The organism is Streptococcus pneumoniae (assembly GCA_040719455.1).
Taxonomy (GTDB): Bacteria; Bacillota; Bacilli; order Lactobacillales; family Streptococcaceae; genus Streptococcus; species Streptococcus pneumoniae_G.
The window spans coordinates 2,146,566-2,161,779 of sequence record JBFDTN010000001.1; the positions used below are offsets into that span (position 1 = coordinate 2,146,566).

11 protein-coding genes and 1 pseudogene are annotated in these 15,214 nt (G+C 42.1%); 10 read left to right on the forward strand and 2 right to left on the reverse strand.

The genetic code is table 11. The features are described 5' to 3' along the window. Positions 1–18 precede the first annotated feature (18 nt). From AB1I63_10390 to AB1I63_10405, 4 genes are read left to right on the forward strand one after another with little or no spacing between them, the layout of a single operon-like run. Positions 19–1,512 (forward strand): ABC transporter permease, encoded by a 1,494-nt coding sequence (locus tag AB1I63_10390; protein ID MEW4355233.1) that lies wholly within the window; start codon positions 19–21, stop codon positions 1,510–1,512. After that, positions 1,512–2,438: an oligopeptide ABC transporter permease OppC gene (gene oppC, locus AB1I63_10395; protein MEW4355234.1), complete on the forward strand. Its 927-nt coding sequence runs from the start codon at positions 1,512–1,514 to the stop codon at positions 2,436–2,438. The genes AB1I63_10390 and oppC overlap by 1 nt, the downstream gene beginning before the upstream one ends. Positions 2,439–2,446: 8 nt before the next feature. Continuing rightward, a complete protein-coding gene (locus AB1I63_10400; GenBank protein ID MEW4355235.1) occupies positions 2,447–3,514 on the forward strand; it encodes an ABC transporter ATP-binding protein in 1,068 nt (355 codons plus the stop codon). Between the two features lie 10 nt (positions 3,515–3,524). After that, positions 3,525–4,448 (forward strand): ATP-binding cassette domain-containing protein, encoded by a 924-nt coding sequence (locus AB1I63_10405; GenBank protein ID MEW4355236.1) that lies wholly within the window; start codon positions 3,525–3,527, stop codon positions 4,446–4,448. 424 nt (positions 4,449–4,872) lie between these two features. Here AB1I63_10405 and AB1I63_10410 read toward each other — a convergent pair whose 3' ends face one another. Both AB1I63_10410 and AB1I63_10415 read right to left on the reverse strand, forming a co-directional pair. After that, complete coding sequence (locus AB1I63_10410; GenBank protein ID MEW4355237.1) at positions 4,873–5,838, reverse strand: LacI family DNA-binding transcriptional regulator; 966 nt, start codon at positions 5,836–5,838, stop codon at positions 4,873–4,875. Continuing rightward, complete coding sequence (locus AB1I63_10415) at positions 5,819–7,273, reverse strand: sucrose-6-phosphate hydrolase (protein ID MEW4355238.1); 1,455 nt, start codon at positions 7,271–7,273, stop codon at positions 5,819–5,821. Before AB1I63_10415 ends, AB1I63_10410 begins: the two co-directional genes overlap by 20 nt. 198 nt (positions 7,274–7,471) lie before the next feature. Here AB1I63_10415 and AB1I63_10420 point away from each other — a divergent pair, with 198 nt between their 5' ends. From AB1I63_10420 to AB1I63_10445, 6 genes and pseudogenes are all read left to right on the forward strand, one after another. Further along, the gene (locus AB1I63_10420) at positions 7,472–9,355 is read left to right on the forward strand and encodes a sucrose-specific PTS transporter subunit IIBC (protein ID MEW4355239.1); all 1,884 of its coding nucleotides are present in this window, start codon (positions 7,472–7,474) and stop codon (positions 9,353–9,355) included. A gap of 124 nt (positions 9,356–9,479) precedes the next feature. Then, positions 9,480–10,385 carry a fructokinase ScrK gene (gene scrK / locus AB1I63_10425; GenBank protein ID MEW4355240.1) on the forward strand — a complete coding sequence of 302 codons (906 nt, stop codon included), beginning with the start codon at positions 9,480–9,482 and terminating at the stop codon, positions 10,383–10,385. Positions 10,386–10,448: 63 nt separating this feature from the next. Then, a pseudogene (locus AB1I63_10430) lies at positions 10,449–10,837 on the forward strand (peptide deformylase). 377 nt (positions 10,838–11,214) lie between these two features. Beyond that, a complete protein-coding gene (locus AB1I63_10435; GenBank protein ID MEW4355241.1) occupies positions 11,215–11,667 on the forward strand; it encodes a MarR family winged helix-turn-helix transcriptional regulator in 453 nt (150 codons plus the stop codon). Next, on the forward strand, positions 11,664–13,430 hold the full coding sequence (locus AB1I63_10440) for an ABC transporter ATP-binding protein (GenBank protein MEW4355242.1): 1,767 nt from the start codon (positions 11,664–11,666) through the stop codon (positions 13,428–13,430). Before AB1I63_10435 ends, AB1I63_10440 begins: the two co-directional genes overlap by 4 nt. Beyond that, a complete protein-coding gene (locus AB1I63_10445) occupies positions 13,420–15,165 on the forward strand; it encodes an ABC transporter ATP-binding protein (protein MEW4355243.1) in 1,746 nt (581 codons plus the stop codon). Before AB1I63_10440 ends, AB1I63_10445 begins: the two co-directional genes overlap by 11 nt. Positions 15,166–15,214: the final 49 nt, after the last annotated feature.

Genomic DNA, 15,214 nt, shown 5'->3' on the forward strand with positions numbered 1-15,214 from the left:
AATTGAAGGAAATGATCTATGAAAAAATATATTTTTATGCGTATTTTACGCTCGATCGTGTCGATTGTCTTAGTCACGGCACTGACCTATACCATTATTTATACATTGGTTCCTAGGAAGTTAATTTTTAAGCAAGACCCGAATTATAATAAAATAGCGACAACCGATGATAAACGGGATAACTATGAAAATACCATTTATGAGCGGATGGGCTATATTGATTATTATGATACCAAGGAATTGCAAGAAAAAGCTAGCAAGGATTTCCCATCTGTAACAGTGGATGGAACCGATGAAAACAAAAAAATGTATGAAGATTACATCAAAAAAATCGGTAACGGTTGGAAATTGGGGCAATTCAAAGAAAGCAAGCAATTTTATGCGACGCGTGAAGTACCACCGCTTGAGCGTGTGTTAGATTTCTATGCAAACTTGGTACAAATTGATCATCCAAATGTTATTCAAGATGCTTCAAATCCTGATCTTAAACGGTATATACGTTTGGAAAATGACCCAGCGATTGGCTGGTCTGTGGTTGGCTCTGGAACTCGTCATAAATATTTGCTCTATGTGAATAACAAATTCCCATACATTCATCAAAATTTTGTGACGCTCAATCTTGGAAATTCTTATCCAACCTATGCAAATATCCCTGTCTTGCAAGTCATTACACAAGGGCAAGGGCAAACAAAGGCGTCAGAAGTTCAATTCCCAACAGGGAAGAAAACCTCTTCTGTTAATATCTACTCACGGACCTATAAATCCCCAAGTCAAGCAGACTCTCGTGAGGTAGCTAACTACGGAGATGATCCTTATACAGCAACGGAGAGCAACTACCAATATCCTTCTATGATTGTCAGCTCTGCTATTGCAGGATTGATTGGTCTTACTTTATCCTATATTGTTGCGATTCCACTTGGATCTTACATGGCTCGTTTCAAAAATACATGGTTTGACAGTATGTCAACTGGATTTTTGACCTTCTTAATGGCACTTCCAACCATTGCTTTGGTTTATATTGTTCGCTTGATTGGTTCAAAAGTAGGTATGCCAGACTCCTTCCCTATCTTGGGAGCAGGAAATTGGAAGTCATACGCCTTGCCATCTTTGATTTTAGGTTTGCTCTATGTTCCTGGTACAACCATCTGGATTCGTCGTTACATGATTGACCTTCAATCGCAAGACTTTGTCCGCTTTGCACGGGCAAAAGGCTTGTCTGAGCGTGAAATTTCTAATAAACATATCTTTAAAAATGCGATGGTTCCTGTCGTGAATGGTATCCCAGGAGCTATCATCGGTGTCATCGGAGGAGCGACTCTGACAGAGACTGTCTTTGCCTATCCTGGTATGGGTAAAATGCTTATTGACTCCGTTAAAGCTGCCAACAACTCAATGGTCGTTGGATTGGTGTTTATCTTTACAACAATAGCTATCTTCTCCTTGTTGTTGGGTGATTTGCTCATGGTTGTGATTGACCCACGTATTAAATTAACATCTAAAGGAGGTAAATAATGGCTACGATTGATAAAAGTAAGTTTGCGTTCGTCAAACGAGATGATTTTGCCTCTGAAACCATTGATGCACCAGCCTATTCTTACTGGAAATCGGTGATGCGTCAATTTATGAAGAAAAAATCAACCATTCTGATGTTGGGAATTTTGCTGACCATTGTGGTGATTAGCTTTGTCTATCCGATTTTCTCAGACTTTGATTACAATGATGTCAGCAAGGTCAATGACTTTAGTGCCCGCTATATCAAACCAAATGGACAATATTGGTTTGGAACAGACAGCAACGGTAAATCCTTGTTTGATGGGGTTTGGTTTGGAGCGAGAAATTCGATTTTGATTTCCATTATCGCAACGGTCATCAACATGGTAGTTGGAGTTATTGTTGGTGGTATTTGGGGAGTTTCAAAATCAATCGACCGTATCATGCTTGAGGTTTATAATGTCCTCTCTAATATTCCATCTCTCTTGATTATCATCGTCTTGACCTACTCTATCGGAGCAGGATTCTGGAACTTGATTTTTGCGATGACAGTGACGAGCTGGATTGGGATTGCTTACTCGATTCGGGTGCAAATCCTTCGTTACCGTGACTTGGAGTACAACCTTGCCAGTCAAACCTTGGGAACTCCGACCACAAAAATTGTCATGAAAAATATCTTGCCACAGTTGATTTCTGTCATTGTGACAGTGACTTCTCAAATGTTGCCAAGTTTCATCTCTTATGAGGCTTTCCTATCCTTCTTTGGATTGGGCTTGCCAGTAACAGTGCCAAGTCTTGGACGTTTGATTTCAGACTACTCACAAAACGTGACAACCAATGCGTATTTGTTCTGGATTCCATTGACGACCTTGATTTTGGTTTCCCTTTCCCTTTTCATCGTTGGGCAAAACTTAGCGGATGCTAGTGATCCACGTACACATAGATAGGAGTAAATATGACAAATTCAAAAAATGTAATATTGACTGCTCGCGATATTGTCGTGGAATTTGACGTTCGTGACAGAGTGTTGACCGCTATTCGCGGTGTCTCCCTTGACTTGATTGAGGGCGAAGTCTTAGCCCTTGTAGGTGAGTCAGGGTCTGGGAAGTCTGTATTGACAAAAACCTTTACAGGAATGCTCGAAGACAATGGTCGTGTGGCAAGTGGTAGCATTGACTACCGTGGGCAAGACTTAACAGCTCTTAAAACGCATAAGGACTGGGGACATATTCGTGGAAGCAAGATTGCGACGATTTTCCAAGATCCAATGACGAGTTTGGATCCTATCAAAACCATTGGTAGCCAGATTGTTGAAGTCATTGTCAAGCACCAAGGTAAAAATCCGAAAGAAGCTAAGGAATTGGCGATTGACTATATGGAAAAAGTTGGGATTCCTGAAGCTGCAAAACGTTTTGAAGAATATCCTTTCCAATATTCAGGTGGGATGCGTCAACGGATTGTTATCGCGATTGCCCTTGCCTGCCGTCCAGATATTTTGATCTGTGATGAGCCGACAACGGCTCTTGATGTGACCATTCAAGCGCAGATTATTGACCTTTTGAAATCCTTGCAGCAGGAATATCATTTCACAACTATCTTTATCACGCATGACCTTGGTGTGGTAGCTAGTATTGCAGATAAGGTAGCCGTGATGTATGCAGGTGAAGTTGTAGAATATGGTACGGTAGAAGAAATCTTCTACGATCCTCGTCATCCGTACACTTGGAGTCTGCTTTCTAGTCTTCCACAGTTGGCAGATGAAAAAGGGGAGCTATACTCTATCCCTGGAACACCACCATCGCTTTACACCCCTGTAAAAGGTGATGCTTTTGCCCTTCGTTCAGACTATGCGATGCAGATTGATTTTGAAGAACATCCGCCAGCATTTCAAGTGTCAGATACACACTGGGCGAAGACTTGGTTGCTCCATGAGGATGCACCAAAAGTTCACAAACCATCTGTAATCGAAGATTTGCATGATAAGATTCGCTCAAAAGTTGGCTTTGCCCATATTGAGTCCTAGGAGGAAGGAAATGACTGAAAAATTAGTAGAAGTTAAAGATTTAGAAATTTCCTTCGGTGAAGGAAGTAAGAAGTTTGTAGCGGTTAAAAATGCAAATTTCTTCATCAATAAAGGAGAAACTTTCTCGCTTGTAGGAGAGTCTGGTTCTGGTAAGACAACGATTGGTCGTGCGATTATCGGATTGAATGATACCAGCGGTGGAGATATTCTCTACGAAGGTAAGAAAATCAACGGCAAGAAGTCCAAGGAAGAAGCAGCAGAGTTGATTCGGAAAATCCAAATGATTTTCCAAGACCCAGCAGCGAGTTTGAATGAACGGGCGACGATTGATTACATCATCTCAGAAGGTTTATATAACTTTAACCTCTTTAAAGATGAGGAAGACCGCCAAGCGAAAGTTAAGGAAATCATCACGGAAGTTGGGTTGTTGGCAGAGCATTTGACACGTTATCCACATGAATTTTCAGGTGGTCAACGTCAACGGATCGGGATTGCTCGTGCCTTGGTGATGAAGCCTGACTTTGTCATTGCGGATGAGCCGATTTCGGCTCTGGATGTGTCTGTGCGTGCCCAAGTTCTGAATTTGCTAAAGAAATTCCAAAAAGAACTAGGCTTGACTTATCTCTTTATTGCCCATGATTTGTCTGTGGTCCGCTTTATTTCTGACCGTATTGCGGTTATCTATAAAGGGGTGATTGTAGAAGTAGCTGAAACAGAAGAGCTCTTTAACAATCCAATCCACCCATATACACAATCTCTTCTCTCAGCAGTGCCGATTCCGGATCCTATCTTGGAACGCAAGAAAGTGCTTAAGGTCTATGACCCTAATCAGCATGATTACACGACAGATAAGCCTGAAATGGTAGAAATCCGTCCAGGGCACTTTGTCTGGGGAAACAAGGCAGAAATTGCCAAATACAAACAAGAACTATAAAAATAATCACCCATCAAGGGTGGTTATTTTTATAGTTGTTTTCATGTATGACGTCGTTAATACTATACAAAAATTAAAATTAGCATTTTTGTTACTTTCTTAAGTGAGGATGCAAGTAACCTCCTTCGGAGTTTCATTGCTAAATTTTGAGCTAAAAATCTCAAAATTTCCGTTATTTGTAACAGCGTAACTGTTGCGAATAATTTCACGACTGTGAAAGTAATCTTATACTCATCCATCAAAAATACCTCTTGTTTGAAAGAGTCGGAGAATCTGCTATTTTTGAAATTCAATGTAAAGTTCTGATTGACTTCTACTTAACCTAAATTCTGCCTGCGATTCTAAAACAAAATGAAAGGATTCTATCAATGAAGCAAATAGAAAAGATCTGAACTTAGTCGTTCAGACCTCTTAGAGTATAGAGCTAAATGCTTTTTCCAGGCAAGAGACTGACGGGGAGGAAGTATCCTCGAGTTGCGACTTCTTTGCCTTCGATTTTTTGCAAGAGCAAATCAACGAGTAGGCAAGCGATATCTTTTAGAGGTTGCTTGATGGTTGCCAGCTGCGGATAGTAGGTTTCGATGAAATAAGTTCCATCGTAGCCGATGACTTTTAGATCTTTGGGAATCGCAATATCCAGCTCTTGAGCGACTTTCATGACGAGAATGGCTGTCAAGTCGTCTGATGCAAAAATGGCATCAGGTTTTTCCTGCGTCAAGATAGTCTTGATTTCCATTTCTTTGCGAATAGGGGAGAAATCGCTTGAGATGTTGATGATGGGAGCATTTGGCAAGACAGAGGCAAAGCCGGCATGGCGAAGCCCTGTTGGCGAGTTAGAATTATCATTTCCAGTAATCATGGCGATTTTTTTTGCGCCAGACTTGGCGAGAGTCTCGGCTGCTAGTACACCGCCTAAATAGTTATCTGAGGATACGACAGGGATTGTGGGCGATAGATTTCTATCAAAAGAAATAATCGGTGCTGTGACCCTGTCATAATCGGAAATTCCTAGATTGTGACTACCAGAGATGATGCCATCGACTTGATTGGCTTCTAACATCTCAATATACTCGCGCTCTTTCGTGGAATCATGTTCACTATTGCAGATAATGGTTTTGTAGCCATGCTTGAAGAGTTCATGCTCCAGCTTGTCGATCAATTCTGCATAAAAGACGTGGCGAATATTGGGAAAGATAAGCCCGATGAGCTTGGCAGATTTTCCCTGTAAGCCACGAGCGAGATTGTTGGGTTTGTAGCCCAATTCTCGCATGGCTTCCTTGACTTTTTGGATTGTTTTTTCGGACAAATAGCCCTTTTTATTGATGACACGAGAAACAGTTGTCGGGCTGACCCCTGCTAGCTCTGCAACATCAGTTAGTTTTGCTACCATACTCTAATTCGTAGTAATATCCAGTCGGATTGCCCTCTTTTAGCAGGATTCCTGTTTGTGTCTTATGTGGGAAGATGCGACCAGAAAATACTTTTTCTCCTTTATTGATGAATAATTCAAAGATAGACTTATCAATAAATATATTAACATTTACAGGCTGTTTGTCAATAGGGCAGGAGCGTTTTGTGCCAAAGTCTAGGGCATAGGGCTCTCCAGCTTCACTACGATCAACCGTTACTACCCCATTTTCTGTGTCAAATAGGAGTTTTAAGCCTTTTCCGTCTTGATCTGCAAATAGAACAATTTCTGTCTGACTCATGGCAGGGATGTTGAGCTCTAGCTCGTAGGTGTTATTGGTCTCAGCTTTGTTTGTAAATACCTCTTTCCTACTGCGCAAGTTAGTAATCGCTGCGATAGGGTACTGGTAGAGTTTTCCATCTTTTAAGGTTAATTCCTTAACGAGGGAGAAAGTTCCTTGATGGTCAAAGCGATCGGACGGGTATGTAACATCTGGAAGTCCCAACCAGCTGACTGCTAGAGCTCTGCCATCGGGTGCGTTAAAGGCTTGTGTCGCATAGCATTCAAATCCGTAGTCAAGATTAAGAAGCGGACTTGGGTTGACCATGGTGGCAGATTGTGTGTCAAACGCTTGACCTATCTTATACATGTTTGGATAAATATTGTCATAATCGCAGACTTCTTTGGACAGTCCTTGAGGGCAATATAGGAGAATTGGCTGGTCATTGATAAAGACGAGATTTGGACATTCCATCATATAGGCGGTATTGTCATTGTCAAAGTCTAAATCTCCTACGACTTCCCAGTTGGTATAGTCGTTGTTCACTGCTTTGTAGAGCTTGATGTAGCCTTTTTTCTCTTGATTTTGTCCACCTACGATGGCGTAGTATTGTCCTTTAAATTGAAAGATTTGTGGGTCTCGGAAATGATCAGTCGCTTCTTGGGGTTGCTCAATTAAGACTTTATCAATCTTTTTCAGATTGCCTGCTTTGTCAAGCAAAGCTCCGATTTGGTAAGGATGGCGAGTCCAGTTTTCATCGCGTACATTTCCCGTGTAGAAGAGAAAGAGCTCGTCTCCAAATGCCATAGCAGAGCCTGAGTAGGCTCCGTGGCTGTCAAGAGCGGTATCCGGTAGAACCTTGACGCCCGTTGGGGTGAAGTGGACAAGGTCATCACTTTCTAACTGTACCCATGATTTTAAGCCGTGAGCGGCTCCGAAAGGAAAGTTTTGGTAGAAGACGACCCATTTACCATTAAAGTAAGAAAAGCCATTTGGATCGTTTAAGAGCCCTGTCTCAGGCTCCACATGGTAGCTAGCTCTCCATGGAGATTGGGCAATGTTTTCTTTGATTTGCTGGCATTCTTCTTCTGACCAGTATTCGTAGCGACGATAGCGTTTTTCAGTCGTCCAAGTCACAGTAGTGTCTCCTTTTGATTGTTATTCTCTCTTATATAGTAAACGTTTCACCCTAAAAAATCAACTTTTTTATCGAAAAAAATAAAATTTCTGCAAAACGCTTGACATATTTTAAAATCCTGTTAAAATAATACTTGTAGAAGCGATAAAATCGCTTTCATAAAATTTTCAAAAAATATAGAAAAAGGAGATTTCCAAATGGAAAACAAGGACATTGCAAAAGCCGTCATTGAAGCCTTAGGTGGACGTGAAAATGTCAACAGTGTTGCTCACTGTGCGACTCGTCTACGTGTGATGGTCAAAGACGAGCAAAAAATCGACAAAGAAGCTGTCGAAAACATTGAAAAAGTACAAGGTGCTTTCTTCAACTCAGGTCAGTACCAAATCATTTTTGGTACAGGGACTGTTAACCGTATCTATGATGAAGTAGTAGCGCTTGGTTTGCCAACCTCATCAAAAGATGAAATGAAAGCTGAAGCAGCAAAACAAGGAAATGCCTTCCAACGTGCGATTCGTACCTTTGGTGACGTCTTTGTGCCAATCATTCCAGCGATTGTTGCGACTGGTTTGTTTATGGGCTTCCGTGGCTTGCTTGGAGCTTTAGGGATTACGCTTCCTGAAGATTTGAATGTTTATTCTCAAATCTTGACAGACACAGCCTTCATCGTGCTTCCAGCTCTTGTCGTTTGGTCAACCTTCCGCGTATTTGGTGGAAACCAAACCATTGGTATCGTTCTTGGAATGATGCTCATCTCAGGCTCACTTCCAAATGCTTGGGCAGTAGCTTCAGGTGGCGATGTAACTCCAACAACCTTCTTTGGCTTTATTCCAGTCGTTGGTTTGCAAGGTTCAGTTCTTCCAGCCTTCATCATCGGTATTGTTGGTGCGAAGTTTGAGAAACTTGTTCGTAAGTATGTGCCAGAAGTGCTTGACCTCTTGGTAACGCCATTTGTGACACTCTTTGTCATGTCTATTCTTGGCTTGTTTGTGATTGGTCCAGTCTTCCACGTGGTTGAAAATTACATTCTTGCAGCAACAAATGCTCTTCTTGCTTTGCCATTTGGTCTTCCAGGTCTCTTGATTGGTGGAGTTCACCAAGTTATCGTGGTATCTGGTGTTCACCATATCTTCAACTTGTTGGAATCTCAATTGATTGCACAAACACATGCAAATCCATTTAACGCTATCATCACTGCAGCCATGACAGCACAAGGTGCTGCAACAGTGGCAGTTGGTGTGAAAACTAAAAATGCAAAATTGAAAGCTCTTGCTTTCCCAGCAGCTCTTGCAGCTTTCTTGGGAATTACAGAGCCGGCTATCTTTGGGGTTAACCTACGTTTCCGTAAACCATTCTTCCTTTCATTGATTGCAGGTGCTATCGGTGGTGCAGTAGCCTCTATCCTTGGTCTTGCAGGTACTGGATTTGGAATTACTATTATCCCAGGTACTCTTCTTTACTTGAACGGACAACTCCTTTCTTATATCTTGATGGTTGCCGTATCATTTGTAGCAGGATTCACACTTACATACATGTTTGGATTTGAAGATGAGGAGCCATCTCCTGTAAAAAAGTCTGAAGAAAAAGAAACTGCAAGCTTGGTTGAAGAAGCAACAACAGGTATTCTTGCAGATGAAATGATTCAAACACCAATTATTGGTGAAACAGTAGCACTTGAAAATGTGAATGATCCAGTCTTCTCAAGTGGTGCTATGGGGAAAGGGATTGCTGTAAAACCAACTGAAGGTGTTGTCTATGCACCAGCAGATGCAGAAGTGACTATCGCTTTCCAAACAGGTCATGCTTATGGTTTGAAAACAGCTAACGGTGCTGAAATCTTGATCCACGTCGGAATCGATACTGTTTCTATGAATGGTGAAGGATTTGATCAAAAAGTAGCACAAGGTGCTAAAGTCAAAGCTGGTGATGTGCTTGGAACTTTTGATTCTGCGAAAATCGCTGCAGCAGGTCTTGACGATACAACGATGGTTATTGTAACCAACACAGCAGACTATGCTTCTGTAACACCAGTTGCAAACGGCACTGTCGCTAAGGGTGATGCGATCATCGAAGTGAAAAAATAATAGATGAAAGAAGTGAGATGGGCTATGCCCACTCCTTTCTTTATTATAGTAGGATATGCCAGAAGGCTTGTAGCCTACTTCTCATCTATGCTATAATAGAAAAAAAGAACTAAAGAGGAAAATCATGACAAAATTATATGGAAGTTTAGAAGCTGGGGGGACAAAGTTTGTTTGTGCCGTTGGTGATGAAAATTTTGAATTGGTCGAGAAAACGCAATTTCCAACCACAACACCCTACGAAACCTTGGATAAGACGATTGAGTTTTTCTCACGTTTTGACAATTTAGCAGGGCTTGCGGTAGGTTCATTTGGACCGATTGATATTGATCCCAATTCTAAAACCTATGGTTATATTACAACAACGCCAAAGCCACATTGGTCGAATGTGGATATTGTAGGAGCTTTGCGTAAGGCTTTGAATGTGCCGATTTATTTTACAACAGATGTGAATAGCTCTGCTTATGGCGAAGTCATTGCAAGAAAGCGCAAAGGTTCTCGTGTGGAAAATCTGGTCTATTACACGATTGGAACAGGAATTGGAGCGGGTGCTATTCAGCGTGGTACATTTGTCGGTGGAGTTGGGCATCCAGAAATGGGGCATTATTATGTCGCTAAGCATCCAATGGATGTGGAAAAAGAGTTTAATGGTGTTTGTCCGTTCCACAACGGTTGTTTGGAAGGGCTAGCAGCAGGTCCTAGCTTAGAGGCCAGAACCGGTGTTCGTGGAGAAAATATTGAGTTAAATAGCTCTGTTTGGGATATTCAGGCCTATTATATTGCACAAGCTGCTATTCAGGCAACAGTGACTTTCCGTCCTGATGTGATTGTCTTTGGTGGAGGTGTCATGGCACAGGAGCACATGCTAAATCGTGTTCGTGAGAAATTTACATCTCTCTTAAAAGGCTATCTGCCAGTGCCAGATGTGCAAGAATATATCGTAACTCCAGCCGTTGCAGGAAATGGTTCTGCGACACTTGGAAACTTTGTCCTTGCTAAAGAAGTAGCAGACAAGGTAGTAGCTAAAAAATAGGGAAACTCTCGTGTGAAGGTCTGACTTTCATGCGAGTTTTCTCTAATGGAGAAAGGAGTTAGGATGATTCAAACCATTGTAAAAGATCCCTTCTTTTTGCAGCAAGTCTCAAGAGAAGCTGGATTAGAGGATTTGCCTTTAGCGAAGGATTTAATAGATACTTTAGAAGCCCATAAGGAAACTTGCTTAGGGCTAGCAGCCAATATGATTGGTGCTCAAAAACGAGCGATTATCATTCGTTTAGGGATGTTTCCCTTGGTCTTGTTTAATCCAGTTATCAAGGAGAAAAAGGGTGCTTATCTTTAGTAGGTACAAGAGCAACGACTCGCTATCAAGAAATCGTGGTTGCTTATTGCGACCTCAACTTTCAGAAGCAAGAAATCAAGCTGACAGACTTGCCAGCTCAGATCTGTCAGCATGAGTTGGACCATTTAGAAGGAATTTTAATCTGAAGATTTAGATGTGGAACCAAATCGTGATTTCGTAGTTTTTGCTATTTTTTAATCCTGTTGATGTATCACTGTTTTACAAAGCAGATAAAATGTAACGAGGTTAGGGAATATTCTCCCAACCTCATTTTTTATAATCATTTATTACGTCATTTATTCGTCTTGTTCCAACAGTCTGGGAGATCGTTGGTGGTTGGAAACAAGGATTATAACATAATCCTCAGATAACCTACGTTCTGCCTGCGACTCGCTTCCGCGTACTAAACCAGCATGGAATAAGGATATCTGAGAAATCGTTCTCATGAAAACTTTTTTCTTGACATATTTTCAGAAAATGATAGAATAGTTCCCATGATAACGAAATCAGAAGGGAAGAGAAGATGACAACAGATCCACTTCAAGAATTCAAGCGCTTGGCGCATAAAATGGGTTCAGCAGTTCATTCAGTGGCAAGAAACTCCGATATGGAATTGCTAGGCGGACCGCAAGGGCATGTTTTACACTATCTTGCTAAGCACCAAGATCAGGAAATTTTTATCAAGGATATTGAGCAACATCTCAAGATTTCTAAATCTGTGGCAAGTAATCTCATCAAACGGATGGAAAAGAATGGCTTTATCGTCGTTGAGCCGTCCAAAGTCGATAAGCGTAAGAAAATCGTTCGGATGTCAGATGATGCCAAGGAAAAAAGTCAGAAAATGAGTGATTTTTGGAGCGAATTGCGTAAGCAACTGCTGGTAGGAATTAGAGAGGAAGATCTGGCTGTTTTTTCAAAAGTGGTCCAAGAGCTTTACCAAAATCTGGAGCGAATTGAACAAAAGGAGAAAGAATGAATAAACTATTGAAACGGTTAACTAGCAAAGAGTGGTTGATGATTCTAACGAGCATTGCCTTTGTCTGTTTGACGGTTTGGCTGGAGTTAGAAGTGCCTAGCTACATGTCTGAAATCACGAAGCTCTTGCAATTACCAGATACGACTACCTCAGACCTCTGGTCGCCTGGTCTTAAAATGTTAGGCTTGTCATTAGCCAGCTTTGCGGCATCTGTCATGGTTGGTTTTATGGCATCGCGCCTAGCAGCTAGCTTTACGACTCGATTGCGCAAAGATATTTTCCACCGTGTCTTAGATTATTCAGATGCGGAAGTTAAACGCTTCAGTATCCCTAGTTTGTTGACGAGAACAACCAATGATTTGACTCAAATTCAGCTCCTGTTTACCATGGGCTTACAAGTAGCGACTCGTGGACCGATTATGGCAGTTTGGGCGCTTAGCAAGATTGTCGGCAAGTCTGATTATTGGCTCTGGGCGGTGATTGTAGCTGTCTTGATTAACCTTGTCATGATGATTTCACTTGTGACTTTAGCCTTTCCGAAACAAACATTGGTCCAAAAATTAACGGATAAATTAAATAGTGTAACTCGTGAGAGTTTGACAGGGATTCGTGTCGTACGTGCCTACAATGCGGAAGATTATCAAGATGATAAATTTGCCAGAGCAAATCAAGAATTAACAGGGATTAACCTCTTCGTCAGTCGGATGATGGCGCTGATGCAGCCTGTCATGATGACTATCTCAAGTGGTTTGAGCTTAGCTATTTATTGGATTGGGGCCTTTCTCATCAACGAGGCTGATTTGACTGATAAACTGCCTATTTTTAGTGATATGGTGGTCTTTATGTCCTATGCCATGCAGGTGGTTATGGGATTCATGATGATGAGTGCCTTGTTTATCATTTTGCCTCGTGTCTTGGTCTCAAGCAAGCGAATCAATGAAGTTTTAGATTTGACTTCTTCGATCACGTCACCTCGAGTGTCACAAGCAGAAAAAGAAAATGCACCTCAAATTGTCTTTGATGATGTGACCTTCCGTTATTCGGATACATCAGAAGCTGTCGTTGAACACATTCATTTTACCGCAAAAGCAGGAGATACAGTCGCTTTTATCGGCTCAACGGGTTCTGGTAAATCCACCTTGGTCAACTTGATTCCCCGTTTTTACGATGTGAGCGAGGGACAAATCTTGCTAGATGGTGTTGATGTGAGAGATTATAGCGAAGCGGATTTGCATGCCAAGGTCGGCTATATTCCGCAAAAAGCAGTTTTATTCTCAGGTGATATTCGTAGCAATATTGACTTTGGGGAAAGTAAGGAAAGTCCACTTACAGATGAAGCCATTTGGGAAGCCTTGGATTTGGCACAAGCGAAGAGTTTTGTCGAGGAAAAAGAAGACGGTTTGTCTTCTCACGTTGCCCAGTCTGGAAGCAACTTCTCAGGTGGTCAGCGTCAGCGCCTAGCGATTGCGCGTGCCCTTGCTCGTAAGCCTGAAATCCTGATTTTTGACGATTCCTTCTCAGCCCTTGATTATCGGACGGATCGTACTCTTCGGGAGGAACTTAGTAAGCGTACTGCTGGTATGACCAAGTTGATTGTTGCGCAGCGGATTTCAACCATTATGGATGCAGATCAAATCTTGGTTCTTGATAACGGAAAAGTGGTCGGTCAGGGAACTCATAAAGAATTACTAGCAAGCAATGAAGTCTATCAAGAAATTGCTTACTCACAATTATCGAAGGAGGAATTGGAAAATGGACAATAAAAAATCAACTTTATTTAGCCAGATGAAGCCCTATATCAAAGGTTTCCAAGTTCCTTTTGTCATTGCGGTGATTGGAGCCATTGTCTCAAGCATCATCACGGTGGTTGGTCCTGATAAACTCAGCGAGATTACAGACTTGATTACCCAGGGCTTGATGACAGGAATTGATACCGATAAGGTCTCTGAAATTGCTATGACCCTAGCCATCCTTTATGGAATTGGTGCGGTGGTCAACTATGCGCAAGCCTTTACGATTTCAACGATTGTGCAGCATTTTTCAAAACGCTTGCGGACAGCCATTGCAGAAAAGATTAACAAACTTCCTCTAGGCTATTTTGATAGCCATTCACAAGGCGATACGCTTTCTCGCGTGACCAATGATGTTGATACAGCTAGCCAATCCCTCAACCAAAGTTTAGGCACGGTTCTTTCATCTAGCATTCTCTTGGTTGCAGCGCTCATCATGATGTTTAAAACCAATGTGACCTTGTCCTTTGTGGCAATCGGCTCTGTCTTGTTCGGTTTTGTCTTTGTCGGCATTATCATGGGGCGTGCTAGAGGATTTTTCAAGAGCCAGCAGGCTAATCTGGCGAAGGTCAATGGCTATGTCGAAGAGATGTATTCTGGTCACCAAGTGGTGATGAGTTACCATGCAGGTCGTGAAGTAAAAGAGCAGTTTGGACAGCTCAATCAAGCGCTTTACGGTAGCATGTGGAAATCGCAGTTTATTTCTGGGATTATGATGCCCATGATGATGTTTATCGGAAACTTTGGCTATGTTATGGTGGTCGTGACAGGGGCTGCTTTGACCTTAAATGGGAATGCGACCATGGGAACCATTGTGGCTTTTATGGTCTATGTGCGTATCTTTTCACAACCCCTCTCTCAGATTGCACAGGGCTTGACCGTTTTGCAATCTGCTAGCGCAGCTATGGGGCGTGTCTTTGAGTTCTTGGGCGAAAAAGAAATGGAAGAAGATAGTGCTAAACCGCAGCAGTTATCTGCTGTCAAGGGAGATGTGAGTTTTGAACATGTATCCTTTGGGTATTCGCCTGATAAGACCATTATCCATGACTTCTCCGCAACAGCGAAGGCAGGGCAAAAGATTGCCATTGTAGGTCCTACTGGCGCAGGAAAGACAACCATTGTCAATCTCTTAATGAAATTCTATGAGATCAACCACGGACGGATTTTGATTGATGGTGTTGATACCAAGGCCATGAAACGTTCTGAGGTTCATGATGCCTTCAGTATGGTCTTGCAGGATACCTGGCTCTTTGAAGGAACGATTAAGGAAAATCTGATTTATAATCAGAAAAATATTTCAGATGAGGCGGTTATTCAGGCTGCCAAAGCCGTTGGAGTCCATCACTTTATCATGACCCTGCCAAAAGGCTATGATACCATGTTGGATGATACCGTGACCTTGTCTGTCGGGCAAAAGCAATTGCTGACCATTGCCCGTGCACTCTTGAAAGATTCACCGCTCCTCATTCTTGATGAGGCGACCAGCTCTGTCGATACACGGACGGAAGAACTGATTCAAAAAGCCATGGACAAGCTCATGGAAGGACGCACTTCCTTTGTCATTGCCCACCGCTTATCCACAATTCGTAACGCCGACCTCATTCTCGTCATGAAAGACGGCAATATCATCGAGCAGGGCAACCACGACGCTCTTATGAACCAAAACGGCTTCTACGCAAACTTGTATAATAGCCAGTTCGAAGAGTAAAACAGTCCAGTGGACTGGGCACTGCACCCCAATAATGAGACCTAAGAAA

Bases quoted from the DNA above. Each gene is read 5' to 3' on its own strand.
- AB1I63_10445 (MEW4355243.1), top strand. From the start codon at position 13,420: ATGGACAATAAAAAATCAACTTTATTTAGCCAGATGAAGCCCTATATC.
- oppC (MEW4355234.1), top strand. From the start codon at position 1,512: ATGGCTACGATTGATAAAAGTAAGTTTGCGTTCGTCAAACGAGATGAT.
- AB1I63_10435 (MEW4355241.1), top strand. From the start codon at position 11,215: ATGACAACAGATCCACTTCAAGAATTCAAGCGCTTGGCGCATAAAATG.
- scrK (MEW4355240.1), top strand. From the start codon at position 9,480: ATGACAAAATTATATGGAAGTTTAGAAGCTGGGGGGACAAAGTTTGTT.
- AB1I63_10410 (MEW4355237.1), bottom strand. From the start codon at position 5,838: ATGGTAGCAAAACTAACTGATGTTGCAGAGCTAGCAGGGGTCAGCCCG.
- AB1I63_10420 (MEW4355239.1), top strand. From the start codon at position 7,472: ATGGAAAACAAGGACATTGCAAAAGCCGTCATTGAAGCCTTAGGTGGA.
- AB1I63_10405 (MEW4355236.1), top strand. From the start codon at position 3,525: ATGACTGAAAAATTAGTAGAAGTTAAAGATTTAGAAATTTCCTTCGGT.
- AB1I63_10400 (MEW4355235.1), top strand. From the start codon at position 2,447: ATGACAAATTCAAAAAATGTAATATTGACTGCTCGCGATATTGTCGTG.
- AB1I63_10440 (MEW4355242.1), top strand. From the start codon at position 11,664: ATGAATAAACTATTGAAACGGTTAACTAGCAAAGAGTGGTTGATGATT.
- AB1I63_10390 (MEW4355233.1), top strand. From the start codon at position 19: ATGAAAAAATATATTTTTATGCGTATTTTACGCTCGATCGTGTCGATT.